This is a genomic window from Bacillus sp. LJBS17 (genome assembly GCF_019334685.1).
Taxonomy (GTDB): domain Bacteria; phylum Bacillota; class Bacilli; order Bacillales; family Bacillaceae; genus Bacillus; species Bacillus subtilis.
On record NZ_CP079759.1, the window covers coordinates 2,540,919 to 2,566,962 of the forward strand.

General features: G+C 42.0%; 26 protein-coding genes. 7 read left to right on the forward strand and 19 right to left on the reverse strand.

What is annotated here, in order from left to right; all coding sequences use genetic code 11:
• Nucleotides 1-109 precede the first annotated feature (109 nt).
• The 4 genes from pbpA to KXZ66_RS13170 all read right to left on the reverse strand — a co-directional run bounded on the left by pbpA (nucleotide 110) and on the right by KXZ66_RS13170 (nucleotide 5,042).
• Nucleotides 110-2,260, reverse strand: a complete 2,151-nt coding sequence (pbpA, locus tag KXZ66_RS13155; RefSeq protein ID WP_219144589.1) for a penicillin-binding protein 2A — start codon at nucleotides 2,258-2,260, stop codon at nucleotides 110-112.
• Nucleotides 2,261-2,373: 113 nt separating this feature from the next.
• Nucleotides 2,374-3,666: an MFS transporter gene (locus tag KXZ66_RS13160; protein WP_072175795.1), complete on the reverse strand. Its 1,293-nt coding sequence runs from the start codon at nucleotides 3,664-3,666 to the stop codon at nucleotides 2,374-2,376.
• A gap of 106 nt (nucleotides 3,667-3,772) precedes the next feature.
• A complete protein-coding gene (gene sodA, locus KXZ66_RS13165; protein WP_004398583.1) occupies nucleotides 3,773-4,381 on the reverse strand; it encodes a superoxide dismutase SodA in 609 nt (202 codons plus the stop codon).
• Between the two features lie 178 nt (nucleotides 4,382-4,559).
• A complete protein-coding gene (locus KXZ66_RS13170) occupies nucleotides 4,560-5,042 on the reverse strand; it encodes a DUF456 domain-containing protein (protein WP_004398518.1) in 483 nt (160 codons plus the stop codon).
• Between the two features lie 109 nt (nucleotides 5,043-5,151).
• On the opposite strand from KXZ66_RS13170, the gene KXZ66_RS13175 reads away from it, so the two are divergent.
• The 3 genes from KXZ66_RS13175 (at nucleotide 5,152) to ispG (ending at nucleotide 7,563) form a co-directional block, all read left to right on the forward strand.
• On the forward strand, nucleotides 5,152-5,913 hold the full coding sequence (locus KXZ66_RS13175) for a DUF1189 domain-containing protein (RefSeq protein ID WP_015384107.1): 762 nt from the start codon (nucleotides 5,152-5,154) through the stop codon (nucleotides 5,911-5,913).
• Nucleotides 5,914-6,007: 94 nt separating this feature from the next.
• Complete coding sequence (locus KXZ66_RS13180; protein ID WP_021480041.1) at nucleotides 6,008-6,307, forward strand: LysM peptidoglycan-binding domain-containing protein; 300 nt, start codon at nucleotides 6,008-6,010, stop codon at nucleotides 6,305-6,307.
• Nucleotides 6,308-6,429: 122 nt separating this feature from the next.
• Nucleotides 6,430-7,563 carry a flavodoxin-dependent (E)-4-hydroxy-3-methylbut-2-enyl-diphosphate synthase gene (ispG, locus tag KXZ66_RS13185; protein WP_010886567.1) on the forward strand — a complete coding sequence of 378 codons (1,134 nt, stop codon included), beginning with the start codon at nucleotides 6,430-6,432 and terminating at the stop codon, nucleotides 7,561-7,563.
• 25 nt (nucleotides 7,564-7,588) lie between these two features.
• Here the strand turns inward: ispG and KXZ66_RS13190 are convergent, their stop codons facing one another.
• On the reverse strand, nucleotides 7,589-7,978 hold the full coding sequence (locus KXZ66_RS13190; RefSeq protein ID WP_010886568.1) for a DUF308 domain-containing protein: 390 nt from the start codon (nucleotides 7,976-7,978) through the stop codon (nucleotides 7,589-7,591).
• Between the two features lie 132 nt (nucleotides 7,979-8,110).
• Between KXZ66_RS13190 and KXZ66_RS13195 the strand changes: the two genes are divergently transcribed.
• Nucleotides 8,111-8,692 carry a hypothetical protein gene (locus tag KXZ66_RS13195; RefSeq protein WP_128441730.1) on the forward strand — a complete coding sequence of 194 codons (582 nt, stop codon included), beginning with the start codon at nucleotides 8,111-8,113 and terminating at the stop codon, nucleotides 8,690-8,692.
• 42 nt (nucleotides 8,693-8,734) lie between these two features.
• On the opposite strand, the gene zur is transcribed toward KXZ66_RS13195, so the two are convergent.
• A complete protein-coding gene (zur, locus tag KXZ66_RS13200; RefSeq protein ID WP_021480043.1) occupies nucleotides 8,735-9,172 on the reverse strand; it encodes a zinc uptake transcriptional repressor Zur in 438 nt (145 codons plus the stop codon).
• A 137-nt stretch (nucleotides 9,173-9,309) separates the two neighbouring features.
• Nucleotides 9,310-10,191 carry a YitT family protein gene (locus KXZ66_RS13205; RefSeq protein ID WP_003230077.1) on the reverse strand — a complete coding sequence of 294 codons (882 nt, stop codon included), beginning with the start codon at nucleotides 10,189-10,191 and terminating at the stop codon, nucleotides 9,310-9,312.
• A 115-nt stretch (nucleotides 10,192-10,306) separates the two neighbouring features.
• Here KXZ66_RS13205 and KXZ66_RS13210 point away from each other — a divergent pair, with 115 nt between their 5' ends.
• Nucleotides 10,307-10,561, forward strand: a complete 255-nt coding sequence (locus tag KXZ66_RS13210) for a DUF2624 domain-containing protein (RefSeq protein ID WP_003230076.1) — start codon at nucleotides 10,307-10,309, stop codon at nucleotides 10,559-10,561.
• Nucleotides 10,562-10,587: 26 nt separating this feature from the next.
• Here KXZ66_RS13210 and KXZ66_RS13215 read toward each other — a convergent pair whose 3' ends face one another.
• Both KXZ66_RS13215 and cshB read right to left on the reverse strand, forming a co-directional pair.
• Nucleotides 10,588-11,481: a deoxyribonuclease IV gene (locus KXZ66_RS13215; protein WP_009967756.1), complete on the reverse strand. Its 894-nt coding sequence runs from the start codon at nucleotides 11,479-11,481 to the stop codon at nucleotides 10,588-10,590.
• 9 nt (nucleotides 11,482-11,490) lie between these two features.
• A complete protein-coding gene (gene cshB / locus KXZ66_RS13220) occupies nucleotides 11,491-12,807 on the reverse strand; it encodes a DEAD-box ATP-dependent RNA helicase CshB (protein WP_128441732.1) in 1,317 nt (438 codons plus the stop codon).
• A gap of 168 nt (nucleotides 12,808-12,975) precedes the next feature.
• Between cshB and vrrA the strand changes: the two genes are divergently transcribed.
• Nucleotides 12,976-13,719, forward strand: coding sequence for a VrrA/YqfQ family protein (vrrA, locus tag KXZ66_RS13225; protein WP_072175796.1), 744 nt, complete (start codon nucleotides 12,976-12,978; stop codon nucleotides 13,717-13,719).
• Between the two features lie 122 nt (nucleotides 13,720-13,841).
• Nucleotides 13,842-14,786: a 4-hydroxy-3-methylbut-2-enyl diphosphate reductase gene (locus tag KXZ66_RS13230; protein WP_014477361.1), complete on the forward strand. Its 945-nt coding sequence runs from the start codon at nucleotides 13,842-13,844 to the stop codon at nucleotides 14,784-14,786.
• A gap of 22 nt (nucleotides 14,787-14,808) precedes the next feature.
• Here KXZ66_RS13230 and KXZ66_RS13235 read toward each other — a convergent pair whose 3' ends face one another.
• The 10 genes from KXZ66_RS13235 to glyQ all read right to left on the reverse strand — a co-directional run bounded on the left by KXZ66_RS13235 (nucleotide 14,809) and on the right by glyQ (nucleotide 25,956).
• Entirely contained in the window at nucleotides 14,809-15,930 is a 1,122-nt protein-coding gene (locus KXZ66_RS13235; protein WP_072175797.1) for a Nif3-like dinuclear metal center hexameric protein, read from the reverse strand.
• Nucleotides 15,923-16,573, reverse strand: coding sequence for a tRNA (adenine(22)-N(1))-methyltransferase TrmK (trmK, locus tag KXZ66_RS13240; protein ID WP_249385614.1), 651 nt, complete (start codon nucleotides 16,571-16,573; stop codon nucleotides 15,923-15,925). The genes KXZ66_RS13235 and trmK overlap by 8 nt, the downstream gene beginning before the upstream one ends.
• Before the next feature lie 256 nt (nucleotides 16,574-16,829).
• Complete coding sequence (cccA, locus tag KXZ66_RS13245) at nucleotides 16,830-17,192, reverse strand: cytochrome c550 (protein WP_003230068.1); 363 nt, start codon at nucleotides 17,190-17,192, stop codon at nucleotides 16,830-16,832.
• 328 nt (nucleotides 17,193-17,520) lie between these two features.
• A complete protein-coding gene (rpoD, locus tag KXZ66_RS13250) occupies nucleotides 17,521-18,636 on the reverse strand; it encodes an RNA polymerase sigma factor RpoD (RefSeq protein WP_003226225.1) in 1,116 nt (371 codons plus the stop codon).
• Nucleotides 18,637-18,834: 198 nt separating this feature from the next.
• Nucleotides 18,835-20,646 (reverse strand): DNA primase, encoded by a 1,812-nt coding sequence (dnaG, locus tag KXZ66_RS13255; protein WP_014480290.1) that lies wholly within the window; start codon nucleotides 20,644-20,646, stop codon nucleotides 18,835-18,837.
• A gap of 33 nt (nucleotides 20,647-20,679) precedes the next feature.
• Nucleotides 20,680-21,174 carry a YaiI/YqxD family protein gene (locus KXZ66_RS13260; RefSeq protein WP_041351684.1) on the reverse strand — a complete coding sequence of 165 codons (495 nt, stop codon included), beginning with the start codon at nucleotides 21,172-21,174 and terminating at the stop codon, nucleotides 20,680-20,682.
• Nucleotides 21,175-21,427: 253 nt separating this feature from the next.
• The gene (locus KXZ66_RS13265) at nucleotides 21,428-22,240 is read right to left on the reverse strand and encodes a pyruvate, water dikinase regulatory protein (RefSeq protein ID WP_003230064.1); all 813 of its coding nucleotides are present in this window, start codon (nucleotides 22,238-22,240) and stop codon (nucleotides 21,428-21,430) included.
• Between the two features lie 25 nt (nucleotides 22,241-22,265).
• Nucleotides 22,266-22,904 carry a transcriptional regulator CcpN gene (gene ccpN, locus KXZ66_RS13270; RefSeq protein ID WP_003237058.1) on the reverse strand — a complete coding sequence of 213 codons (639 nt, stop codon included), beginning with the start codon at nucleotides 22,902-22,904 and terminating at the stop codon, nucleotides 22,266-22,268.
• A gap of 132 nt (nucleotides 22,905-23,036) precedes the next feature.
• Nucleotides 23,037-25,076 carry a glycine--tRNA ligase subunit beta gene (gene glyS, locus KXZ66_RS13275; protein ID WP_128441734.1) on the reverse strand — a complete coding sequence of 680 codons (2,040 nt, stop codon included), beginning with the start codon at nucleotides 25,074-25,076 and terminating at the stop codon, nucleotides 23,037-23,039.
• Nucleotides 25,069-25,956, reverse strand: coding sequence for a glycine--tRNA ligase subunit alpha (gene glyQ, locus KXZ66_RS13280; RefSeq protein ID WP_003226213.1), 888 nt, complete (start codon nucleotides 25,954-25,956; stop codon nucleotides 25,069-25,071). The genes glyS and glyQ overlap by 8 nt, the downstream gene beginning before the upstream one ends.
• Nucleotides 25,957-26,044: the final 88 nt, after the last annotated feature.

Below are 26,044 nucleotides of genomic sequence, written 5' to 3' on the forward strand. Positions count from 1 at the left end.
ATAGAGTAAAGGTTCTATGTAAAAAGGGTTTGAACCGAATGTTAAGGTTTTGTAAATCAGTGCGTTTTTTTGTATAAAAAAAACGCCCACATCATGTGAGCGTATCTTTTTAGTTATCAGAAGACGTTGTGTTTTCTGCATTTTCTTCAATTTTGTCTTTATTCTTTTGCTGAGTATCTTCTTTGTCCTGCTTCGATTTCAGCTCAAAATATTTATCCATTACTTCCCTGCCGATTTCGTTTGTAATGGTATATTTAGCGCTGTAATCAATATAAGCCCAAGGGACTACTACAGAGATCGCAATCTCAGGATTATCAGCCGGTGCATAGGCAACAAGTGTCGTATTATAAGTCGCTGTTCCTGTTTTTGATTTATCAGGTCCATCATAGAACGATTGTGCTGTTCCTGTTTTACCGGCAGGCTGATATGACGCTGAAGCAAATTGGCTGGCAGCTGTCCCTTTTGTCATCACCCGTCTGAATCCGGCCTGAACCTCTTTAATATATTCACTCTTCATGTCAATTTTATTCAGCACTTCCGGCTGAACGGATTGTACGACAGCACCGATTCCTTTTTCAGGATTAGGATCCCTGACTTCTTTCACAAGCTGAGGTTTTAAGCGATACCCGCCGTTTGCAATCGTTGATACGTATTGCGCCAGTTCCAGCGGTGTATATGTGTCGTATTGGCCGATTGCATAGTCAAGCAAGAATCCCGTCAATCTGTCTGTTCCTTTATAGCCTGTCATTTCATTCGGAAGATCAATTCCAGTTTTGACACCTAATCCAAATTGGCTGAAATAATTACGGAACGTATCAAAGGCCGTCGTATCAATCGGTAAAGCTTGGTGCGGTTTATATTCACCTTTTCCGAGCGCGATCGCTGTTTTAAACATAAATACGTTAGAAGACTGCTCTAAGGCTCTTTGAATATTGACCGGTCCTAAGTTAGTCCATGACTTTTTACCGCGTTTATCCTGACCAATATATAAAGGTTCATCTTGAAAAACAGTATTCAGATTGATGGCTCCGGTTTGAAGGCCTGTCAAGACTGTTGCGCCTTTGACTGCTGAACCCATGGCGTAAGATGACGTCATTGTACCTAAAGCGTAATCATCAATTTTATATTTCCCATTTTCTTGTTTAATCTGCTTGCCCGCCATTGAAAGCACTTCACCGTTTCTTGGGTCCATCATGACAACGAATGCCCGGTCTAACAATTGCGTGCTTGGTCTTGCTTTAGCAGATTTGAGGTTCTTCTCAATGATTTTTTCCACTTCTTTTTGCAAATCAATGTCAATCGTAAGGACGAGATCTTTACCGGCTTTGCCTTCAGATACCGTTTTTGTTCCCGTGACATTGCCGTTTGAATCTGTGATATTTTCGACTTTGGCTTTTTGGCCCTGCAGAAGGCTTTCGTATTGGTATTCCAGATAACTTTTTCCGACCCTGTCATTTCGGCTGTAGCCAAGCGACAGATAATGGTCGAGCAAGTTGGACGGCAATCCTTCATTAGAGCTGGACACACTTCCGAGCACTGAGCGAAGAAGGTTTTTATACGGATATTCACGTTCCCAATCGGACGTGACATCAACACCTGGCAGTTCGTCTAAATGTTCACTTACCACTGCCATTTCCTTCGCTGATACATCTTCGTTTTTGATATATTGAGGGGTCAATGCATAGCCCGAATCCATCTGTCTTTTGATAGCGAGGATCTGCATATCTTTATCCGTCAATTCATTCAGCTGCTTATCAGTAATCCGTTTTAGCTGAAGCTGGTATAAATCGTCATCGGATATTTTTTTGTCTTCAACCTGCTGTCTTTCTTTAGAGCTAATGAGCTTTTTCGCTTCTTTCGGTCTAGTCAAAATCCAATAATCTTTTTTATCCCGTTCTGTTACTTTTTTTGTATCGACTTTGATCATGTCAGACAGCTTTTTTGCGATCTTTAAGCGCTGTTCTTGCGTGGTCGATTTAGATCTCGTGTATGTGATTGCATTTAAAGCCTTATTTGTCACAATGGCATTAAAGTTTCGATCATAAATTTTCCCGCGTGGTACCGCTGAGCTGACTTCACTTTGTTCCTGCTTATTCGCTTGGTTTTTGTAATCATCGCCTTGCACGATCTGCTTGATGCCCAGTTCCACAATAATCCAGGTAAATATAACAAAGGCAGCTAAAAATAAAATATTCAGCCGGATCGGAAGCGACTTCTTTTTCTCTTTATGATTTTGCTTTTTTGGTTTATTTCTCCTCATAACATCACCTTTTCTATTTACAGAAAGAAAAGACACTCAAGTAAGAGTGCCAGTTTTCATTTTAAAGGTTTTTTCGACTTTTTTCTACAGATAACCCCTTTTTGGCAAAAAAATTATCTCTCGCCTTTTAACAGGGTAGGTTCTGTTACCCGTTTTTGGCCATCTTCTTCCATGGTTTCATTTTCCCCTTCTTTCTCCTTAAAACGGATATCCTTGACAAAGTAATAAATCAAAGGATGTCCTATACCCAATATCGCAAGTGACAAAGGAATTCCCACATCCTCTTTCAGAAGGGCCACAATCAGGAGAAAGCACAAAATGGAAACAATTCTGCCGGCGTTCAAGAACATTTCTCTAAGCACGATATATTCAATTCTTGCTTTTCTGGCATGCCTCGCCCGCCCTATCACATCATATGTAAGTGATACATATGGCACAAGCAACAGAGGATAGCCGATGGCAATAAAAACGCCGTACGTTAATAATGTCGAAAAGCTCATATGAAACAGAATCAAAAACAGCGCCCCATACAAAATAAGTCCGCCCAGCAAAATCGATTTTTTTCTCGCCTTTTTCTTAATCAGCCTGGATGCAAAGTAGTAGGCAAAGAAGGAAACAGCTGAATTGACAAGACCGAATGTACCGAGAGCAAGTTCGCTGTTTGTCTCAATAAATACAAACACACTGATTAAAAAGACAAAAATCCCTTCTCTCAAACCCTGAAAAAAATGCGCATTCGTAATTCTCCGCCAATTCATATTGCTATGGCGCTCTCCAAATACTTTGCTCAGCATAAAACGGCCCTTTGATTCTCTCCGTTTTAAGAAAAAGCTCATCACGACAGCCAGGGCAAATAAACTGAGGGAGAGACTGAAAATCACTGTATAACCCGTATTATTTTCAAGCCTTGAGATCACGAATCCGGCTACAATCGGGCCGATCATTCCTGCAGAGGAAGACAGAATGCCCATAAACCCGTTGAAAAAGTCTCGTGTATCCGGCTCTGTTATTTCAAAGGTCAGTACGTTAAACGCTAGCCAATAAAAGCCATAGCCAACTCCGAGCACCGTGCCGATTAGCACGAGACGGCTGGCCGCCGTTTCTCCGGCTAAAAGCACACTTAAATAAAAGGCAGCTAAAAAAATGACGCCGAACCTTAAAATGAATACCCTGTCTATTTTTTTGGCTAACCGTCCAGCCAAATAAAAGGTTATCGGCTGCATTGTCACAATGGATAAATTATATATCGCCAAATCAATAAATTTCCCTGACTGCTTCCAAAGATACACATTAACAAATGTATTGGACAGTGCAATTCCCAGCGAGTAAAGCCCGCCAATGGTCAGCAGAAAGAGTAACCCTTTGTTTACGTCTACATCGCCTATCACTTTTTTTAGTTTGCTCATTACTGACTCCCCTTTACTATCCCTTAGTCTGTCTCACTCAAACCGAGATATGTAAAAAGAAGACATAAAAAAACAAGGCCCCATAATGAGGACCTTGTTTGTGCCATTATTTTGCTTCGCTGTATAGACGAGCCACTTCGTCCCAGTTTACAACATTCCAGAAAGCTGAAATGTAATCAGGACGGCGGTTTTGATAGTTAAGGTAGTAAGCATGCTCCCAAACGTCAAGACCTAAGATAGGCGTTTTGCCTTCTGAAAGCGGAGAATCTTGGTTTGGCGTGCTTGTGATTTCAAGTTTCCCGTTGTTCACAACAAGCCATGCCCAGCCAGAACCGAAGCGTCCAGCTGCTGCTGCTGCGAATTGCTCTTTGAATTTGTCAAAGCTTCCAAATACACTGTTGATCTCTTCAGCAAGCGCGCCAGTCGGTTCGCCTCCGCCGTTTGGAGATAAAAGTGTCCAGAATAATTTGTGGTTCGCGTGCCCGCCGCCGTTGTTGCGGACTGCAGTGCGGATGTTTTCAGGAACAGAATCAAGATCTGCAACAAGCTCTTCAACTGATTTGTTGGCAAGAGCAGTGTTTCCTTCAACCGCTTTGTTTAAATTTGTCACGTATGTGTTGTGGTGTTTCGTATGGTGAATAGTCATAGTTTCCTTGTCGATATGCGGTTCTAAAGCATCGTACGCATAAGGTAATTCTGGAAGTTCGTAAGCCATGATAATTCCTCCTTAGTATATATGTACTGAAATGCCGCTTCACAGCGAGCCTTTCTTCATTCAATGTAACAAAAGAATGCTTTGTAATCAATGAAAAAGCTCACGATTTGGCTCATTTCAGCGGACATATTTCACTTTAACCGATAATCCGCCCCATTAAACCTGCCGCCAGCATTTCTTATAGGACTGTCCATAAAAAGTATCCGATCATCAAAAGCTGTATGATGCCCTTTGCAATAACTCCTGTTAAAAAACCAATGAGTGAGCCGAGGCCAATTTTAAACGCTGACTTTAAGTCCTTCTGATGGACGATAAGTTCTGCGCAAACAGCCCCGATAAACGGCCCCAATATGATCCCTGCAACCGGAATGACAAAAGGCCCGATTAATAAACCGATCGTGCTTCCCCATATGGCAGCTTTGCTTCCTCCGAACCTTTTTACTCCAAGCAGATTCGACACGTAATCTGCTGCGAATAATACTGCGGCAAAAACTGCCTCAACAAGCCAGAACATATATGAATACGGACTGAATGAAAATAAAAATCCGTACAATACAAATCCGGCAACAATAAATACTACGCTCGGAATAACAGGATACACCAGCCCGATAAAGGCAATGATAAAAACCGCTGCAATCAACAGCCAATACAACATATCCATAGCTTCCATCCTCCCATTTTACTCTGTCTTCTTCATGTCTTCCTTGTATTCACACGCATGCAACGATACAATAAGCAACATATATTAGTTTAGCTAGGAAGTGAAGATAGTGAATGTGTTTCAGCTTTTCATTAAAAGTACATACTCTCCCCGTGATATTGCAAAAACAAGATTTCAAGGAATCGGAAAAGCGATTCTTTATGTATTTTTGCTCTCTGTCCTGTTTGCAATCCCTACCGCTTATTATGTAAGTACAGGGACCGTAAAATCAATGAACGGCTTTAAAACTGTTTTAAACAAAGATTTCCCTGATTTCACAATTTCAAACGGCAAACTTCAAACGGATGAGAAAAAAGCCACGGAATCTCAAGCAAATGGTTTCGTTATCGTGTTCGATCCGACAGACTCCTATGGCACTGAACAAATTGAAGCAAAGCAAAACGCGATCGGCATCCTTCAGAACAAATTTGTTTTGGCCATTGACGGACAAGCCCAAGAAATGTCTTACTCAATGATGCCGTCAGAGTTACAGAAAAAAGATGTCATTGCAGGGTTAAACCAAAATAAAGCGATGATTGTAACTGTTCTCTCAGCTCTTATTTTTCTCGTAACAGCAGCGGGAAAATTTATTGAAGTATCGTTTTTAGCGCTTATCGGGTTAATCATTAAGAATTCGCAGAAAAAACATTTATCCTATCATCAGCTCTGGAAGCTTTCTGCTTATTCCATCACCCTTTCAACTGTATTCTTTACAATCATGCGGGCATTAGAAGCAACCGTACCAAGTGAATTTTTACTAAACTGGTTTGTCAATTTTGTCATCCTGTTTCTCGTTTTAAAAGAGATTCCGTCCAAAAAAGCTGCTGTATAAACCGAGGCTGCATTCGCAGTCTCTTTTCTTTTGTCATGAATCGAAATGGACAAGCATACTATGATATAAAATTTCGTATGCGGGAGGAAAAGCGATGAAGCGTCTCACCTTAGTATGCAGCATTGTTTTTATACTTTTTATTCTTTTTTATGACCTTAAAATTGGAACAATACCCATTCAGGACCTCCCTGTCTATGAAGCATCAGCAAAAACGGCTGCACAAGAACCGGCTTATAAAACGGTGAAGGTAAAGCCGGGTGATACGGTTATGTCGATAGTCGGATCAGCAGGTTCTCCGGATGACATTGTAAAGGATTTTGAAGCACTGAATCCAAATGTGAAAGCCAATGACATTCAAGCGGGAACAGCGTATAAATTCCCGGTCTACCCTTAATTTAACGTTAATTTCTTGTCAGTTCGGCGAAGACACTGTTACAATGTAATTTGTAAAATAAATTCACATAAACCATACTAGAATTGTTATATCTAGAAGCGGCAACTACAATTAAGGAGCGATTGCAAGTGAGTGAAATCACACATCGTACAAAAACGCGTCCCGTCAAAGTGGGACCTTTAACAATAGGCGGCAACAATGAAGTTGTCATCCAAAGCATGACAACAACAAAAACACATGATGTAGAAGCAACGGTTGCGGAAATTAACCGTTTGGCTGAAGCCGGATGCCAAATCGTTCGGGTAGCATGTCCGGATGAACGAGCAGCAAACGCCATTGCGGATATTAAAAAGCGCATTTCCATTCCTCTCGTTGTTGACATACATTTCGATTATAAACTTGCGTTGAAAGCCATTGAAGGCGGCGCAGATAAAATCCGCATCAACCCCGGCAACATCGGCCGACGCGAAAAAGTTGAAGCGGTTGTTAAAGCGGCCAAAGACAAAGGCATTCCGATCAGAATCGGAGTAAACGCCGGTTCATTGGAAAAACGTATTTTAGAAAAATACGGTTATCCGACTGCCGATGGAATGGTAGAAAGCGCACTTCATCACATTAAAATTCTTGAGGATCTTGATTTTCACGATATTATTGTCAGCATGAAGGCCTCTGACGTGAACCTTGCAATCGAGGCTTATGAAAAAGCGGCGAAAGCGTTTGACTACCCGCTTCACCTCGGGATCACCGAGTCAGGAACGCTGTTTGCCGGCACAGTAAAGAGCGCAGCAGGACTCGGCGCCATTTTAAGCAAAGGCATCGGGAACACCATGCGCATTTCACTAAGCGCAGACCCTGTAGAAGAGGTAAAAGTAGCAAGGGAGCTTCTGAAATCTTTCGGCTTAGCCTCCAATGCTGCCACGCTCATCTCATGTCCGACTTGCGGCCGTATTGAGATTGATCTAATCAGCATTGCCAATGAAGTGGAAGAGTATATTTCTAAGATAAAAGCGCCGATTAAAGTTGCTGTTCTCGGCTGCGCTGTAAACGGACCTGGTGAAGCGAGAGAAGCTGATATCGGAATCGCCGGCGCACGCGGTGAAGGACTGCTGTTCCGGAAAGGGAAAATTGTCCGTAAGGTTCCAGAGGAAACGATGGTAGAAGAACTCAAAAAAGAAATTGACATTCTTGCTGAGGAACACTACGCAAAACTTGAAGCTGAAAAAGCAAAATTAAAAGAAGAAACACAAAAAGCTTGACGGGAACCCGTCAAGCTTTTTTGTGTTAGAAAAATGGAATAATAAATATTCCAAGCACTAATGAAACGACACCGATACCCATTGCCCAGGCTCCAAGGCCTTGAGCACCTCTTCTTCTTGCGATATAGCCGACAATAATACCGGCAGCTCCCAATAAAACAGGCAGTACAAACAATGAAATGATGGACAAGGCTAAAGCGATGTACCCTATTCCCCGTCCTTCATTGACATTGCCGCCGCTGCGATCATTGTCTTGGTCATTGCTGCGGTCAGCAGCACGATAAGGCTCTGCGATTTCAGCAGCTGTTTCCTCAAAAAAACCGTCATTGTCGCGGGTAATATTTGTCCCTTCAGATCCATGATCAACATAGTAACTGTTGTTATCACGCTTTTCGTAATCGTTTGCCACCTTCAATTCCCCCTTCTGTTTTATTAAAGGAGCTTTTATAGTTTGATCCATTTTGCCTGATTCATGTTTGCTAAACTTTTCTGTTAATGTCAATTGTTTATGTTACACTTGAAGGGATGAAACTGAAGGAGTGTGGGCATGTTACGCTTAGGAATAGATATTGACGGCACAATCACGGCTCAGGATACATTCGTCCCTTATTTGAACCGTTCGTTTAATCTTTCCATTTCATTAAACGATATGACGGATTATGATTTAACAAAGCTGTTAAACATTACCCAGGAAGAATTTTGGGATTGGATGAATCAAAATGAAGCGATCATATATAAGGAAGCATTGCTTGCACAGCATGCGAAACAGTCACTTGATCTTCTCAAAGAGGAGCACAAGCTTATTTATATTACAGCGAGACGGACTCATTTAACTGATATTACCTATGAATGGTTTGAGAGACAAAACATTCATTATGACTACATCGAACTCGTTGGCGGTCATCACAAAGTTGAAGCGGTCAAGAATCATAACATCGACCTGTTTTTTGAGGATCATCACGGGAACGCCATGATGATTGCGAAAGAAGCCGGGATACCGGTGATTTTGTTCAATTCCCCTTATAATCAGCTTCCGATTGATTCAAACATCATCAGAGTAAACAACTGGCTAGAAGCCGTTCAATGGATGAACAACAACAAGCATCATTTAATACGCATCAATAACTGAAAAAGGAGCCCAAACCGGGCCCCTTTTTCATATATACGCATTTTACGCAGTAGTGTTTTCTTGGTTTTCCGCTGTACAATCAGGGCATGTGCCATAAATCTCAAATTTATGCCCGCTGACCTGATAGCCATCCAAATCATCACAAAGCTTGTCCATCGGACATGATTCAATTTCCTTTGTTTTGCCGCAGGCAAGACAAATAAAATGATGGTGGTGATGGGTGAATGAACACTTAAATCGGAAGAGCTTTTCACCGGACAGCTCAGTTGTTTCCAAAATCCCAAGTTCTTCATATAAAGAAAGATTTCTGTAGATTGTATCAAAGCTTAAGCCTGGATAATCATTATTCAGTGCAGACAGTACGTTTTTAGCGGTAAGATATCTGTCTGAATCAGCAAAAAGCTGCAGCATATCCTCCCGTTTGTTTGTATATTTATATCCGTTTTCTTTTAGTAGGTTCAACGCTTCTTGTACGTTCATGAAGGGTCCCCCTTTTCGCTTTGCTTAAGAACGTATCACATGTATGAAAAAGAAAATGGCAGCTGTCTGTCCAGCAAGCCATTTTCTTTACTGCAGATAAAATTATACCCATAAAATGAATAAAAGTAAATGAAAGCCTAGTGGATTGCGTTTTTGAATTTTCCGCCTCTCGTTTCATGAGTATTCATAATTGTTATGAATGCATTTTGGTCAACTTCAAACACGATCGATTTGAGCTTTGTCACTTCCAGCCTTGTGACAACCGCGTAAATTACGTCTTTTTCTTCGTCCGTATATCCGCCTTTCCCCTTCAGCTTCGTTGTGCCCCGACCGAGACGGTGCAAAATCGCGTCGGAGATCTCATCATACTGCTCAGACACAATAATGACAGCTTTTGTTTCATCAAGCCCTTGGATCACGGCATCAATCGTTTTCATCGCAATATAATAAGTCATGAATGAGTACATCGCTTGCTCAGGACCGAACACAAAAACTGCCCAAATGAAAATGAACACATTGATGAACATAACGAACTCACCTACTGAAAACGGGAGTTTTTTGGTCAGCAAAATACCGAGAATTTCTGTACCATCCATTGAACCTCCGTTTCGAATAACAAGCCCGACGCCAAAGCCGAGTAAAAGACCTCCGAACACAGTAGCCAAAATAGGCTGGGTTGTAATGGCTTCTACATGGTGAAGTGAGGATTCAATAACGGCAAGCCCGACAATCCCTATAAACGTAGAGACTAGAAAGGTCTTACCGATATATTTATATCCGAAGATCATAAAAGGAATATTTAATATGACAACGAAAAAAGCGAAATTCAGAAAGGGGTTTGACATAAAGAGGTGGTCTAAAATAAGTGATACACCGATAATCCCGCCATCAATAAAATCATTGGGGATTAAAAATAATTCAATACTTACAGCCGCAGATGCAGCTCCTACCAGAATCATAAAGACCCTGAAAATAAAATGGGTAAATGTTTCTTTCTTATGTTGTTTTGTTGGGGTCATAAAATCTCCTTTCCTGCAATAACTATTTTAAATACATTATAAATCTATTTTACCATTAAACACTGACACATTTTACTGATTTGCCCATACATTAAGTCTGGAGGTGGATTGACCGATGATTTTATTTCAAAGAATTATTTTACAGCGGCTTAATCAGGCTACTGCTGATGATTTGCTGAAGTACTCAAAACAATACGGAATCAGCTTAACAAGATCGCAGGCCGTTGAAGTAGCGAACCTGTTATACGGGAAAAATGTAAACATCTTTAATGAGAGTGAACGAATGCGGCTGCTGAAACAAGTAGAGACGATTACATCGAAAGAAACAGCTCAAACAGTTAATGAACTATTCAAACAATTTACAAGCTAAAAAATGGGGGTGTTATCCCCCATTTTTTATTGCTGTAAAATCTTTTCGAGCAATGTATCATCAAATTGTTTTTCTTTCAGCATTTCAATCTCAAAACGGTATGGCGGTTTTTTGTTCTTTTTATCTTCACCGACGTATGGTGTTTCAAGAATTTTTGGAATGTCTTTTAACTGCTCATGGTGAACAACATATTGCAGTGCGTCAAAACCTATTTCACCAAAGCCAATATTTTCATGGCGGTCTTTTCTCGCACCTTTGACATTTTTGCTGTCATTGATATGAAGCACTTTAATACGGTCAATGCCAATGATTTTATCGAACTCATTTAGCACTCCGTCAAAGTCTTCGACAATGTTATACCCGGCATCATGTGTATGGCACGTGTCAAAGCAAACTGACAGCTGCTCATTGTGTGTAACGCCTTCGATAATCTGCGCAAGCTCCTCAAAGCTTCTGCCGCATTCTGATCCTTTTCCAGCCATTGTTTCTAATGCAATCTGGACATTTTGATTCGGATCAATCACTTCATTTAAGCCTTCAATAATTTTTTTGATGCCAGCTTCAGCTCCTGCCCCTACGTGAGCGCCAGGATGAAGGACAATTTGCTTCGCTCCGATGGCCGCTGTCCGTTCAATTTCTGAACGAAGAAAATCAACACCCAGCTCAAAAGTGGACGGATTTGTCGTGTTGCCAATATTAATAATATAAGGCGCGTGTACGATAATCTCGTCAATGCCATTTTCTTGCATATGTGCCCGGCCTGCTTCTATATTTAAGTCTTCAATTTTCTTTCGGCGCGTATTTTGCGGTGCGCCTGTATAGATCATAAACGTATTCGCCCCATAAGAGACTGCTTCCTGGCTTGCAGCCAGAAGCATATGTTTTCCGCTCATAGAGACGTGTGAGCCTATTCTCAGCAACAGGTTCCCCTACTTTCTTTTCTTAGATTGGTTTCTTCTCTGTTTTTTCTTGATTTTCTCCATCTCATAGCTCATTTTCTTTTTATACCCAGGCTTAACCTTCTTCGGCTTTTTCACGAGACGATGAGCAATTTCATCCGCTTCATTCGGCGTTTTTTTACGCTTTTTGCGGCGCTGACGGTCATCGCCTTTTTTCCATTCGCCCTTTTCAAGCTCTAAGTAATCAAATTCGATGCCCATTTTTTCAAGTCTTACTAATGCATCCTCATCAGTAAGCTCATAAATGGTCATCGCTTGTCCTGATGAGCCGGCACGAGCCGTTCTGCCCACACGGTGAACATAGAAATCGAGATCATCCGGCAGCTCATAGTTGATAACATGGCTGACACCTTTAATATCAATACCTCTTGCGGCAAGGTCAGTTGCAATGATATATGTGAATTCCAAATCATTGATCTGCTTCATGACTTTTTTCCGCTCACGTGGTGTTAATCCGCCGTGCAGCAAGCCGATTTTCATGCCTTTGCCAGTCAGATACTGGGCAATATGGTCAGCCGTATTTTTCGTGTTGGCAAACACAATCCCCAGGTATGGATTCAGATGCGACATGATGTCAAAAAGGAGCTTGTCCTTGTCACGATGTTTCGAAGGAATGAGGATATGCTCGATTTTCGCAGCAGTCACCTGTTTTGGCTCCACATGGGCGTATTTCGGATTTTCCATGTATTTCTTCAAGAATGGTTTCAGCTTTTCCGGTATGGTCGCTGAGAACACAAGCATTTGCAGATCCTCAGGCATGCGGGAACCGATGTAATCTACATCTGAAAGAAATCCCATGTCCAGCATTAAATCCGCTTCATCAATAACAAGAGATTCCGCTTTATGAACACTTAACGCCTGTTCTTTGATTAAGTCAGCAATCCGTCCGGGTGTACCGACAACTAGATGCGGCTGTATTTTCAATTTATCAATTGATTTTTGTTTATCAGTGCCTCCGATAAAACATTTCGAGCGAATCTGACTGCCTTCCTCACCCTGCGTGATTTTAAGCGCTTCCTGATAAATCTGGTTGGCTAGCTCTCTTGTCGGAGCCGTAATGACTACCTGAACGACATCCTTAGCAGGATCGATTTTGTTTAATAAAGGCAGTAAATAAGCGTGAGTCTTTCCGGTACCCGTCTGAGACTGGCCGATGACGCTTTCTTTTTTTAACACTGCAGGAATCAGCCTTTTCTGGATATCAGTCGGTTCGTAAAAACCAAGGCGATGTACTGCATCTATAATAAATGGTTTCAATTCATAAAGTTCAAATTTCGTTTCTTTCATTTTTCCCAGCTCCTTAAAGCGGCACATTATGTGTCCATCATCACATTATACCCGATTTTGCTTAAAAACACCACGTTTGCAAGGCGTTTGTTTTATTCAGTTATGTAAAGCAAATACCGCAGCCCATGCATATTCTAATAGCAGAGAGAGCTGAAAGGAGGTACAAGTATGTTTTCACCGCAGCAGCCAATGAGAAATTCCCCACAGCCCGGACCGCCCCGCCCCATGCCAAATCAGCGAATGATGGGCAGAAGACCGCCTAATATGCGAGGACCTTCATTTGGAGCACAGCAGCAAGGTTTTCAGCAAGCCGGACAATTTCTTCCTCAGGCAAATGCCGGAGCGAGAAATGGTGCAGGTGCAGGCGGAGGCTTAAAAGGAATGCTGTCAAGGTTCCTACCCGGCGGAGGAGGCGCTGGCAGTGCCGGAGTTCCAGGAGTTCCAGGAGCAGGTGCCGCAGCGAGCGGAGGTGCTGGCCTGCAAGGCATTCAAAATATCGCCAATCCTGCATCATTATCCAGTATGCTTGGAAATGTGCAAAAAGTACTCGGCATGGCGCAGCAAGTCACCCCTATGATCCAGCAGTACGGCCCATTAGTCCGCAATCTGCCAGCAATGATGAAGCTGTACAGCCAATTAAGTAAAAGTGATGATACTGAGACAGAGGCCAATGAGGAAAGTGAAAAACAATCCGTTTCAGAAGAATCATCAGAAAAAGAAAAAGAGACTGAAACAAAAACCTCAGATGGGAACAAAAAATCAAAACCAAAAAGTTCTTCTCTCCCAAAAAAATCTAAAACAACTGACAATAAAGAACAAGAATCAAAAACATCTGCCTCGAAGAAAAAGGAAGCTGCCTCTCCTGCTCCGAAAAGAACATCAGGCAGTTCAAAACCGAGATTATATATTTAACATTCTTTGATATCTGAAGTGAGATTGGCTATAATGAGATCAGAAGAATGCAAGAATAGAGCCGTTTGATTACGGCTTTTTATATTGCCTTTACTCACTTCAGTATTGGAGGACAACCGAAAATGGACGTAATTAAAATTTCACCGCGCGGCTATTGCTATGGTGTTGTTGATGCTATGGTCATTGCCAAAAATGCGTCACTAGATAAAAGCTTGCCAAGACCCATCTATATACTCGGGATGATTGTTCATAATAAACACGTCACTGATGCGTTTGAAGAGGAAGGGATTTTTACATTGGACGGCTCTAACCGTCTGGACATCTTAAAGCAGGTTGACAAAGGAACTGTCATTTTCACTGCGCACGGTGTTTCTCCCGAAGTCAGAAGAATCGCAGAAGAAAAAGGGTTAGTCGCAATTGATGCTACATGTCCGGATGTGACGAAAACTCATAATCTAATCTTAGAGATGAAAGAAAAAGGATATCACGTAATCTATATCGGCAAAAAAGGGCATCCAGAGCCTGAGGGAGCCGTTGGCGTAGCGCCGGAGATCGTTCACTTAGTTGAAACAGAAGAAGATGTAAAGAACCTTGATATCCAAGCAGAGAAGTTAATCGTGACGAATCAAACAACAATGTCTCAATGGGATGTCCACGACATTATGGAGCTTGTCAAAGAAAAATATCCTCATGTCGAATATCACCAAGAGATTTGCCTCGCTACTCAAGTGCGGCAGGAAGCTGTATCAGAGCAGGCAAAAAAAGCGGACTTAACAATCGTTGTCGGAGACCCGAAAAGCAACAATTCAAATAGGCTTGCTCAAGTGTCAGAGGAAATAGCCGGGACAAAAGCATACCGGATCGGCGACTTAAGCGAATTGAAGCTCGAATGGCTGAAAGGCGTTAATACCGTTGCAGTTACAGCGGGAGCTTCCACACCGACGCCGATCACAAAAGAAGTCATTCGCTTTTTAGAGCAGTTTGATCACGAAGATCCATCAACTTGGACAACTGAACATAATATACCGCTCAAAAAAATACTTCCAAAAGTAAAAGCAAAAAACTGAGGCTGTAAAAGCCTCAGTTTTTTTATAGAAATGTAAATGGATTTGTATCTGTTTCAGAAACAAAGATATTCACGTCAAACTTTTTATCATTACACATTGATGTCAGCTTTCTCGTGACGCCTTCTTTCATGATTTTTTCCGCATAGTGTCCCGGATCAACCACATTTAGGCCAAGCATCATGGCATCATGGGCCACATGGAAGTATAAATCTCCTGTGACGTAAACATCGGCTCCCTTTCGTTTTGCATGATGAATATACTTGTTTCCATCTCCTCCAAGAACAGCTACCTTTTTCACCATGCTGTCAGCATCCCCCACCATTCTGACACCATTGACGTCAAGCTTGTCTTTCACAAATAAAGCGAATTCCTTGAGCGTCATCTCATTTTTAAGGGTTCCGACACGGCCGAGTCCTTTTTCGGCGGGAGTCTGTTCGACAGGATAGATATCGTAAGCAACTTCTTCATATGGATGGCTTTTTATCATTGCATTGATAACAGCCTTTTCGACGCTTTTAGGAAATACAGTCTCAAGCCTTACTTCATGAACAAGCTCAAGCTCTCCCACTTCACCGATAAAAGGCTTAGCTCCGTCTAATGGCTTAAAGCTGCCGATTCCTTCAGATGAAAACGCGCAATGGCTGTATTCACCGATATGGCCGGCCCCCGCATTTCCGAGCGCGGCTCTGACCTGCTCTTCATATTCCTTCGGCACGTAAACTGCCAGCTTTTTCAGAGGATCCGTATAAGTAGGTGCCAGCACTTCCGTCTCCCTCAGCTCTAATGCTTCAGCAAGCAAATCATTCACGCCGCCGTCCGCAACGTCTAAATTTGTATGAGCTGCATAAACAGCAATATCATGCTTCAAACACTTTTCAATTAACCTTCCGGCAGGCTGATCTGTTGAAATATGCTTTAGCGGCCTGAAAATAGGAGGATGGTGTGCAATAATCAAGTCAACCTCTTTTTCAATCGCTTCATCGATAACGCTCTCTAACACATCAAGTGTAACCATCACATTTTTAATTGGTTTGTTTAAAGTGCCGATTTGCAGGCCGATTTTATCTCCTTCAACCGCATAGGCTTTCGGGGAAAATTGTTCAAACAGCTGGATGATCTGCTGCCCATTTACACTTTTAACCATGATCGATTACCTCCTTTAACAGCTCCATTCGATCGGCGAGCTCCTTTAATTTTTGTTTGTTTTGCTCTGTATCTGCCGCTTGGCTGATCTGTTCATAGATGCTTTGAGTGTGCTGAAGCTCTTGTGTCCACTTTTTCAAAAAGACAGCATTTTTTTCTTTTGCCAAGAAAGGGCCGACGAGCATCCCGGCTGATAAAGAAATACCGTCATAAGCCGCATCCCTGTCTCCCTCTTCTGCTACCAGCACCTCATAGCACTTTCCGTCCTCTTCAAGGATTACCTCATCTATCAGCGCATATCCTTCTTTATAAAGCCACTCCCTGATATGAACAGCATGAATATTCGGCTGTAAAATGAGCCGTTCCTTCCCCGTTAATTTGTCTTTGCCCGCTTCTAAAATGTGAGCGATCAAAGCCCCGCCCATTCCGGCAATCGTAATGGCATCAGCTTCACCTTTTTTAATCACTTCCAGTCCGTCTCCCTGCCTTACAGAAATGTGCGAGTTTAAGCCTGATTTTTCAACCTGCCGCTTTGCAGACAAAAATGGGCCGTCTGTTATTTCTCCGACAATCGCCCCGCTGGCTTTATGATTCAGCACCGCATAACAAGGAAGGTAGGCGTGGTCAGAGCCGATATCGGCCATCACCGCTCCATTCGGTATGTACTCCGCTACTGTTTGCAATCGTTTAGATAATTTTAATTCGTTCACTTGTCATCACAACTTTTCTCAATCATTTTTTCCTTTACTATCATATAAAAAATCAGCCCGGAATCCAAGCTGAAGCAAATGATTTTGAAATTATTTCTTTTGATGCGGGTCTGCACGCGGCAGTCAAAAATAAAAGGCTGTCGAGAACATCTCGGCGGCCTGTGAATGTATAAAGAGAAAAATAGTTCTTTTATTTAATTTTTGACACCCACTCTGCCATATCATCCAGCTTATCGGCCGGAACAAGACCGGAAGGCATTCCATTACCGCCTTTTTCGATCTTTGTTTTAATTTCAGCGACATCTTTCTTATCCCCTACACCTTTTAAGCTCGGACCCGAAACACCTTCATAATTTTCTCCGTGGCATGCGATGCAGTTTGCCTTGTAAATTTCTTCTGGTGAAGCGTTCGCATCTTTCTTTTCAGCAGATTTGCTTTCTCCTCCGCTCGCAATCTCCCGAGAGTCATCAAGTCCTTTTACTGATAAAAAGAAAGTTAGACCAATTCCTAAAACAGCGATCAGCAAAAATGGAATAAGCGGGTTCCATTTCATTTCCCTTCCCCCTTTTTGATCCTTCCCCCTATGTAAACACTTCTAATTCTAACTTATTTTTACAAAAAGTAAATGGATTGCTATACAAAAGTTTTTTATTCACACTTTATACAAAATTGAATAGAAACATGCCTAAATCTCTAATATCCTTTTTATTCTATTGTATAATGTATTGTATACGCTTACAATAGAAAATATGGAATTAGATTTTGAAATTTTTCACCACAATGTTCATTTGCAAATGACATCATTTTTCAGTAAAATAAAGGCATATTATCCATATATCTTTTTAAAAAAAGAAGAACGGATCTTCAAGACCCGTTCCATCTTATTCGAGGAAATCTTTCAAACGTTTACTTCTGCTAGGATGTCTTAGTTTCCGCAACGCTTTGGCTTCGATTTGTCGAATACGCTCTCTCGTTACTCCAAATACTTTGCCGACCTCTTCTAATGTTCTTGTACGCCCGTCATCAAGACCGAATCGAAGACGCAATACATTTTCTTCACGATCAGTTAACGTATCAAGCACATCTTCCAGCTGCTCTTTCAATAGCTCGTATGCGGCGTGGTCAGAAGGTGAAGTTGCTTCTTGGTCTTCAATGAAATCACCAAGGTGCGAGTCATCCTCTTCACCGATCGGTGTTTCCAGAGATACCGGCTCTTGAGCAATCTTTAAGATTTCGCGTACTTTTTCAGGCGTTAAATCCATATCTTCCGCAATTTCTTCAGGTGTTGGTTCTCTGCCTAAGTCTTGCAGTAATTGACGCTGCACACGAATTAATTTATTAATGGTTTCAACCATATGAACGGGAATCCGGATCGTTCTCGCCTGATCGGCAATGGCGCGTGTAATCGCCTGTCTGATCCACCACGTAGCATACGTACTGAATTTATAACCTTTGCGATAATCAAATTTTTCAACGGCTTTCATCAGGCCCATGTTTCCTTCCTGAATCAGATCAAGGAACAGCATACCGCGTCCGACATACCGTTTTGCGATACTGACAACAAGCCGCAGGTTCGCTTCAGCCAATCTGCGTTTAGATTCTTCGTCACCTTCTTCAATCTTTTGAGCGTAGGCGATTTCTTCTTTTGCAGAAAGAAGGTTAACCCGACCGATTTCCTTTAAATACATACGAACTGGGTCATTGATTTTAACGCCAGGCGGTACACTTAGGTCATTAAGGTCAAATTCTTCTTCGGCTTTGGCAAGCTGCTGAATATTAGGATCTTCTGTTTCTTCATTCTCACTAATTAATTCAACACCTTGTTCACCTAAAAATTCATAATACTCATCCATTTGGTCTGATTCAATTTCAAAGCTGGACATACGCTCAGCAATTTCTTCATATGTCAAAACGCCACGTTTTTTACCAGACTCTGTTAATTGCTCTTTTACTTGGTCGAATGTTAATTCTGTCTCGTGGGTTTGTTTATCAGCCATTATGGATCCCTCCTTCCAAAGCTTGCAACGAATTCTATAAGCGGTATGATTCTTATTCGGTCCATTCAGGCGTTTTCTATGTGAACTGCCTTTAACAATGTGCGAATAATGAAATGACAATTCATGATGAGGTTAAGCGATCTATTTGCTCCTCCGCAAGGAATCATTGCCAATAAATGCTCCTCATCAGTTCTCCAGTTATTTTAAAGATCGGTTCAATGTAACGATTTCTTGAGCCAGAGAAGCAGCTCTTAAAAAATCTTTTTGCCTTTCGGCTTCGGCTCTTTCCGCCTCTTTTTCTTTTATCATTGACCAATTTCTTTGATTCAACACTTTTTTTACATAATCTGATAACTCGGCTTCGCTAAGCTCTTGATTAACCTGAAGCATTAATATATCAGACAAGAGCTGGCTTATATGATCATCCGTCACCCTGGCCATCAGATGCTGAGGCGTCAGCTCGGCTCCCTCTTCATAAAAAGCATAAAGATAGGCGGCTAATGCCCGGTGCTCATCAATATTAAATTGAAACCCTACCCGGTCAATCACTTTTTTGATGACGCTCCGATCTCGAAGCATGTGAGCGAGTAACAGCCTTTCTGCATTTTCATACGCCGGACGCAAACGTTTTTGCCTTGCTTTTGTCGTCAGATGCGCTCGCCGCGTTTTTGTTTCACCGCTATTGTCAGCAGGTTTGTTTTGCTTGCTGAAAACAGACAGCTGCTCAGTTAAAGACTCCTGTGAAAGCGAAAACTCTGAAGCAAGCTGCTTTACATAGACTTCCTGCTCTAGAGACCCTGAAAGCGTGCTGATTTCTTTCAGTACGTCTTTAATGTAAGCCAGGCGGTCGCCTTCATCGGACAGGTTCTTTCCTTTTCGGAAATATTGCATTTTGAACGCCATTACGGTGACACTGGCGTCAATAATGTCGTTTTTAAATTTTTCCCCGCCGAATTTTTTGATGTAATCATCAGGGTCCAATCCGTCAGGAATCATTGCAACTCTGACTTTGCAGCCTTTTTTTTGCAGAAGCTCCGAAGCTTTTAAGGTGGCTTCATAACCGGCTTTATCAGAGTCATAGCAAAGAATGATTTCTTCGACGTTTCTTCTCAGGATCTTGACATGATCATCTGTAAGAGACGTTCCCATCGTGGCTATGCTTTCTTTTACACCCGAGCTTACAGCCGATATGACATCAGCAAACCCTTCAAATAAGACTGCTCTTTCCTGCTTTCTGATATGAAGGCGGGCCTTATAAAAATTGTAAAGCAGTTTACTTTTATGAAAGAGCGGGGTTTCAGGACTGTTCATATACTTAGGCTGCTGACTGCCAAGAGCCCTGCCCGAGAAAGCAACAACAGCCCCGTGATGATCATGGATCGGAAACATGACACGGTTTCTGAAGCGGTCGAAATATCCGCTTCCGTCTTCGCGTCTGATCAGGAGACCCGCTTTTTCCATTTGTGCCTCACTAAATCCCCTCTTTACAAGGAATTTCGTGATAAAGTCCCAAGAATCAAGAGCATAGCCAATCTGAAATTCATCAATCAGCTCTTTCGTAAAGCCCCTAGAAAGCAGATAATCCAGTGCCTCTTGACCTTCTTTTGTATTTATTAACAAATGATGGTAAAATTTCTTCAGGAGCTCATGTGCCTCAGCCATTTTTTGTTCTCCAGAAGACTCTGGCCGGGCTCCGGAATGGACTGTTATATCATCTGGAAAATCAATTTGGTATTTGTCAGCAAGGTGAGAAACCGACTCGGCAAATGAGTAGCCTTCCATCTGCCTTAAAAAAGAGAAAACATTGCCGCCCGCTCCGCAGCCAAAGCAATGAAAAATCTGTTTGTCGGGCGATACGGAAAACGAAGGTGTGCTTTCTCCATGAAAAGGACAGAGTCCAAAGTAGTTTCGGCCTTGCTTCTTTAATTGAACATAATCACCTATGACTTCAACGATATCTGCCGACTTTTGCACCTGATCCACAATTTCATCTGGTATCCGATTTCCCATCTTATAACACTCCGTCGTACATTATTCGATGCTTTAGTGCAAAATCCCTTCATCGTTCGACAGGATTTTTTGCAGCAGTGTAATAAATCGATCTCGATCTTCTTTATTCAATTTTTTAGGCCCTTTGGCATATACGCCTTTTCTTCTTTGTTTGCCGGAAAAATGACGGCCCTCTAGAGCAAAATCAATCGTGTCTTCTTTGTAAAGACGACCTCTTTCCGACATAACGGAGACATTTCTGTTCAACAGCAGAGATGCTAATCCGATGTCCTGCGTCACAACAATATCTCCCGGTTTCACGTGATTTGCGATATATAAATCAGCAGCTTCTTTATGAGGATCAACATACTTCCATTTTTCTTCATTGCTTCTGGAAAGCTGATAATGTTCAAATGAAGCGACAAAAAGAACTTGAACTTCATACTCGGATGCTGTTTGTAAAATTTCATCTTTTACCGGACAAGCATCAGCATCGACAAAAATCGTCTTTTCTTGTTCATTAAGAAGAGTAATTCTCCATCCCTCCATTAAACTCCTGCATAAAAGCAAGCAAAATCGCACATCCTTTATTATTGTGGATGTATATGAATTTGTCGAAAAATTTCCGGGAGAAATTCTTGACATCTTACCCATAATAGTTTATTCGTATCACACGATCCTTAAACCTAAAATTAATCATTTTATCACAATTTTTTATTATAATACAAACTTCACAAAGATGCTATTGTTTTTCATTATTCCCTTTTGGCACAGCCAAAAACCCAGGATAGAGCGTCCTGAGTTATATGTTTTTTGTTTTGAGATGATGGATAATATTTGCTGTTTCCTCAACCGCTTTATTTGAAACATCAACAACCTGGCAGCCGATCCGATCCACAATCTTTTCGAAATACTCGAGTTCCTCTTTGATTCTGTTGATATTTGCATAAATCGCTTTATCATTAAGCCCGAGTGATTTTAAACGTTCTTTTCTGATATGATTCAGTTTATCAGGGCTAATCTTTAAACCGATGCATTTTTTCGGATCAACGTTAAAGAGTTCTTCCGGCGGATCAACCTCCGGTACAATCGGAACATTGGCAACCTTCAGGCGTTTGTGTGCGAGATATTGAGACAGCGGTGTTTTAGACGTTCTTGACACGCCGATCAAAACGATATCAGCTTTTAAAATTCCTCTTGGATCACGTCCATCATCGTATTTAACTGCAAACTCGATGGCCTCCACTTTTTTGAAATAATCTTCATCAAGCTGGCGCACCCGCCCCGGTTCGTATTTCGCTGTTAAACCGTAGGCTGTTTCCATTTTATCAATCAACGGGCCGATAATATCATAATATAAAACATTTGCTTTTTCCGCTTCGGCTATCAAATATTCTCTGATTTCCGGCACCACGAGTGTAAAACAGATAATGCCGCCGTCTGCCTTTGCAAGTGAAATCACTTCATTGATAGTGCCTATATCTTCAACATAAGGAATTCTTCTTACATGAGTATCATCCGCTGATCCGTTAAATTGGCTGAGTGCTGCTTTTACTACCAATTCAGCCGTTTCACCGACGGAATCCGATACAACATAGATGATGCGGTTATTCATATTATCCCCCCGTTAGTTTGCAATCTTATAGGATTTCATTTTCAGATAAACTGACAAGTATTTTGGTCATATTTGTTTTTGTCACTCTGCCGATCACTTCAAAGCCTTTATCGGTGTCTTTGATGACAGGAAGTGCATCAATTTGTTTTTCTATTAAGTGCTTTGCAATGTCCATCACATAATCCTCGCGTCTGCACACCGTAATGTTCGGCATCCTTGTCATGATGATGTGAACAGGGACCGATGTAAGCTCCTGCTGGCCAATGCTCGCTCTGAGCAAGTCTTTTCGTGAAAGCACCCCGACTAAAACAGCATCGCGGTCCACCACAAACAGAGTACCTACATCTTCTAAAAACATGGTGCAAATCGCATCGTACACAGAAACGTTTTCGTGAATCACTACGGGGATAGATTGAAAGTCTTTCACCTGAAGCTTTTTGAGTTTATCCGCCAAAAGCTGCGTGCCGGTTTTTCCCGTATAGAAATAACCGACTCTCGGGCGCGCCTCGAGGAATCCTGACATGGTGAGTATGGCTAAATCCGGGCGCAATGTCGCCCTGGTTAGGTTCAGCTTTTCTGCAATATGCTCCCCTGTAATCGGCCCGTTTTCTTTTACAATCTGCAAAATATGTTCTTGCCGTTTATTTAGTTCGATCGTACTCACCACCTTTTCACTTCATAGCTATGTAAAGAAATAATAATCCATATTATAACGTAAATATCTTGTAATCAAACAAAAAACTTATAAATGGGGAAAAGACGATTACCGATCACACAGCAACCGCCTTTTCTCTCTTTATTTTACAATAAGGGCATTCATATTCGCAAAGGACTTGATCTCATCCGCCAAGCTTACCATTTGCGCTAAACGATTTGCCTTTAATGACTCATTATCCGCTATAACCATTGTATGATCGAAGTAAGCATCGATCGGTTCTTTTAAGGCTGCAAGTGAAGCAAGCGCCGCCTCATAATCTTTTTTGCTGAAGTTTTCCTGCAGATTTTTCTTCGCTGTTTGGTAGGCATCAAACAGTTTTGCTTCGTATTCATTTTCAAACAGATCAGGCTGAATGTCTCCGCGGACTCCTTTTTTGCTGATAGAGATCACTCGGCCTAACGCTTCGGCTGTTTCCTTAAAGCCAGGTGCACCAAGCTTTTGCTCCAGTACTTGTGCTTTATGCAGCGCAGAGTACGGCTCAAGCTCAGAGCTTTCCAGCACGGCGTCAATGACATCATGTCTGATTTGTTCAGCATTCAAGACATATTTCAAGCGCTGAGTGAAGAAATCCAGCAGTTCATTTTCTTTATCGGTTTGAACGAAAGTAAGCAGCTCTTCAAATGAAATTCCCCAGTTGCGGTCAAGAAGAATCGCAACAATACCGCTTGCTTGGCGGCGCAGTCCGTAAGGGTCCTGGGAACCGGTCGGAATTACGCCGATAGAGAAGAATGAAGCGATTGTGTCAAGCTTATCCGCCATTGCTACAACAGCTCCGGTGAAAGTAGAAGGCGTTTCTCCGCCCGCTGATCTAGGCATATAATGTTCATTAACTGCCGCCGCCACAGCTTCATCTTCGCCAAGCATTCTCGCATACTTTTCGCCCATAATTCCTTGAAGTTCAGGGAATTCATATATCATATGCGTCACAAGGTCGAATTTAGAAATTTCAGCAGCCCGCTTCACATGTTTTAATGTATCTTCATCAGCCTGAAGACGAACGGCAAGTTTCTCTGCGATTGATGTGACTCTTCTAACCTTATCAGCAAGAGAACCAAGCTCTTCATGGAAAACGATATTTTCAAGCTTCTTCACATTTGCATCAATGTTTAGTTTCTGATCTTCTTTGTAGAAGAATGAAGCATCAGATAAACGTGCGCGCAGCACTTTTTCATTACCTCGGGCCACATTTTCAATCGCGTGGCTGTTGCCGTTTCGGACTGTGATAAAGTGAGGCAGCAGGTCACCGTTTTTGTCTTTGACAGGGAAGTAGCGCTGATGCTCTTTCATTGTTGTGACAAGCACTTCTTCAGGAATTGACAGAAACTCGGATTCAAATGAACCGTAAAGAGCTGTCGGGTATTCTACTAAATGATTCACTTCATCAAGAAGGTCTTCGTCAACTGGAATGCTCCAATTGTTTTCAGCAGCCATTGCTTCCAGCTGAGATTGAATCATTTGCTTTCGGACGCTAGGATCAGCAATAACATGCTGTCCTTTGAGCTGCTCTTCATAAGCTGAAGGTGATTCAATTGACACTTCATGTCCGAGGAAACGATGTCCCTGTGTTGTCCGTCCAGACTCAACGTTTGTGATCGAAAATGGAATGACATCCTGTCCAAATAATGCGACAATCCATTTGATCGGTCGGATATAACGCAAATCTTCATTTCCCCAGCGCATGTTTTTCGGGAAATGCAAGCTTGTAATTAAACCACTCAATTCTGGCAGAAGCGACTTCGTTTCTTGGCCGGCTTGGAATTTTTGCACGAATACATACTCTATGCCTTTTACTTCTTTGATGTACAGGTCTTCCACATTCGCGCCTTGGCCTTTTGAAAAGCCGATTGCCGCTTTTGTCCAGTTCCCGTCCGCATCAAGGGCAATTTTTTTCGCAGGCCCTTTTGCTTCTTCTTTTATATCATCCTGCTTTTCTGCGACATCCTTAACGAACACAGCAAGACGTCTCGGTGTATTGAAGAGTTTCACTTCACCGTGAGTAATATTTTTTTCTTTAAGCCAGCCTGTCAGCTTGTCGCCAAGCTGAACCATGCTTTCATTCAAAAAGCGCGCCGGCATTTCCTCTAATCCGATCTCTAAAAGTAAATCCTGTTTACTCATGAGAAGAACCCTCCCCTTTAAGCATTGGGAACCCTAGTTTTTCTCGTTCCTCATAGTAGGTTTTTGCTACTTTTCTAGCTAAATTCCGCACTCTTGCGATATAGCCCGTCCGCTCGGTAACAGAGATCGCACCTTTGGCATCAAGCAGGTTGAAAGTGTGCGAGCATTTCAGCACATAGTCATATGCTGGATGAACAAGTCCGTTGTCCATTTGCTTGATCGCTTCTTTTTCATATGTGCTGAACAATTGGAACAGCATATCGACGTCTGATGTTTCAAACGTATAAACAGAATGCTCATATTCAGCCATCATGAATAAATCTTTTACTGTAAACCCTGACGTCCATTCCAAGTCAAACACGTTTTCTTTATCTTGGATATAAGACGCGAGACGCTCAATTCCATACGTAATCTCTACAGAAACGGGTTTACACTCTAATCCCCCGACCTGCTGGAAATACGTAAATTGAGTTATTTCCATTCCGTCAAGCCAAACTTCCCAGCCTAGACCCGCACAGCCTAAAGACGGATTCTCCCAGTTGTCTTCAACAAAGCGAATATCGTGCTCAAGTGGATCAATTCCAAGAGCACGCAAGGAATCTAAATACAGTTCTTGAATGTTATCAGGAGACGGTTTAATAATGACCTGGAACTGATGATGCTGATACAGTCTGTTCGGGTTCTCCCCGTAGCGGCCGTCTGCAGGACGTCTGGAAGGCTCTACATAAGCCACTTTCCACGGCTCAGGACCGATACTGCGCAAAAATGTATACGGGCTCATCGTGCCGGCTCCTTTTTCTACATCGTAAGCCTGCATAAGCACACAGCCCTGACTGGACCAATGCTTTTGCAAGGTTAGAATCATGTCTTGAATATTCATTTCAAGCACCTCCACTTTTCTTTCATAAGTTACTGCGGCAGCAACCAAAAAACTCCCGTCTCTATGCTTGCCAGCCGCAAACATAGGG

Coding starts and splice junctions, on each gene's coding strand:
- KXZ66_RS13230 (WP_014477361.1), top strand. CDS start 13,842: ATGGACGTAATTAAAATTTCACCGCGCGGCTATTGCTATGGTGTTGTT.
- KXZ66_RS13260 (WP_041351684.1), bottom strand. CDS start 21,174: ATGGAGGGATGGAGAATTACTCTTCTTAATGAACAAGAAAAGACGATT.
- dnaG (WP_014480290.1), bottom strand. CDS start 20,646: ATGGGAAATCGGATACCAGATGAAATTGTGGATCAGGTGCAAAAGTCG.
- zur (WP_021480043.1), bottom strand. CDS start 9,172: ATGAACGTACAAGAAGCGTTGAACCTACTAAAAGAAAACGGATATAAA.
- glyS (WP_128441734.1), bottom strand. CDS start 25,076: ATGAGTAAACAGGATTTACTTTTAGAGATCGGATTAGAGGAAATGCCG.
- cshB (WP_128441732.1), bottom strand. CDS start 12,807: ATGAAAGAAACGAAATTTGAACTTTATGAATTGAAACCATTTATTATA.
- trmK (WP_249385614.1), bottom strand. CDS start 16,573: ATGGCCGATATCGGCTCTGACCACGCCTACCTTCCTTGTTATGCGGTG.
- pbpA (WP_219144589.1), bottom strand. CDS start 2,260: ATGAGGAGAAATAAACCAAAAAAGCAAAATCATAAAGAGAAAAAGAAG.
- KXZ66_RS13210 (WP_003230076.1), top strand. CDS start 10,307: ATGATTTTATTTCAAAGAATTATTTTACAGCGGCTTAATCAGGCTACT.
- KXZ66_RS13265 (WP_003230064.1), bottom strand. CDS start 22,240: ATGAATAACCGCATCATCTATGTTGTATCGGATTCCGTCGGTGAAACG.
- KXZ66_RS13180 (WP_021480041.1), top strand. CDS start 6,008: ATGAAGCGTCTCACCTTAGTATGCAGCATTGTTTTTATACTTTTTATT.
- KXZ66_RS13205 (WP_003230077.1), bottom strand. CDS start 10,191: ATGACCCCAACAAAACAACATAAGAAAGAAACATTTACCCATTTTATT.
- KXZ66_RS13160 (WP_072175795.1), bottom strand. CDS start 3,666: ATGAGCAAACTAAAAAAAGTGATAGGCGATGTAGACGTAAACAAAGGG.
- KXZ66_RS13170 (WP_004398518.1), bottom strand. CDS start 5,042: ATGGATATGTTGTATTGGCTGTTGATTGCAGCGGTTTTTATCATTGCC.
- vrrA (WP_072175796.1), top strand. CDS start 12,976: ATGTTTTCACCGCAGCAGCCAATGAGAAATTCCCCACAGCCCGGACCG.
- sodA (WP_004398583.1), bottom strand. CDS start 4,381: ATGGCTTACGAACTTCCAGAATTACCTTATGCGTACGATGCTTTAGAA.
- cccA (WP_003230068.1), bottom strand. CDS start 17,192: ATGAAATGGAACCCGCTTATTCCATTTTTGCTGATCGCTGTTTTAGGA.
- rpoD (WP_003226225.1), bottom strand. CDS start 18,636: ATGGCTGATAAACAAACCCACGAGACAGAATTAACATTCGACCAAGTA.
- glyQ (WP_003226213.1), bottom strand. CDS start 25,956: ATGAATATTCAAGACATGATTCTAACCTTGCAAAAGCATTGGTCCAGT.
- KXZ66_RS13235 (WP_072175797.1), bottom strand. CDS start 15,930: ATGGTTAAAAGTGTAAATGGGCAGCAGATCATCCAGCTGTTTGAACAA.
- KXZ66_RS13195 (WP_128441730.1), top strand. CDS start 8,111: ATGTTACGCTTAGGAATAGATATTGACGGCACAATCACGGCTCAGGAT.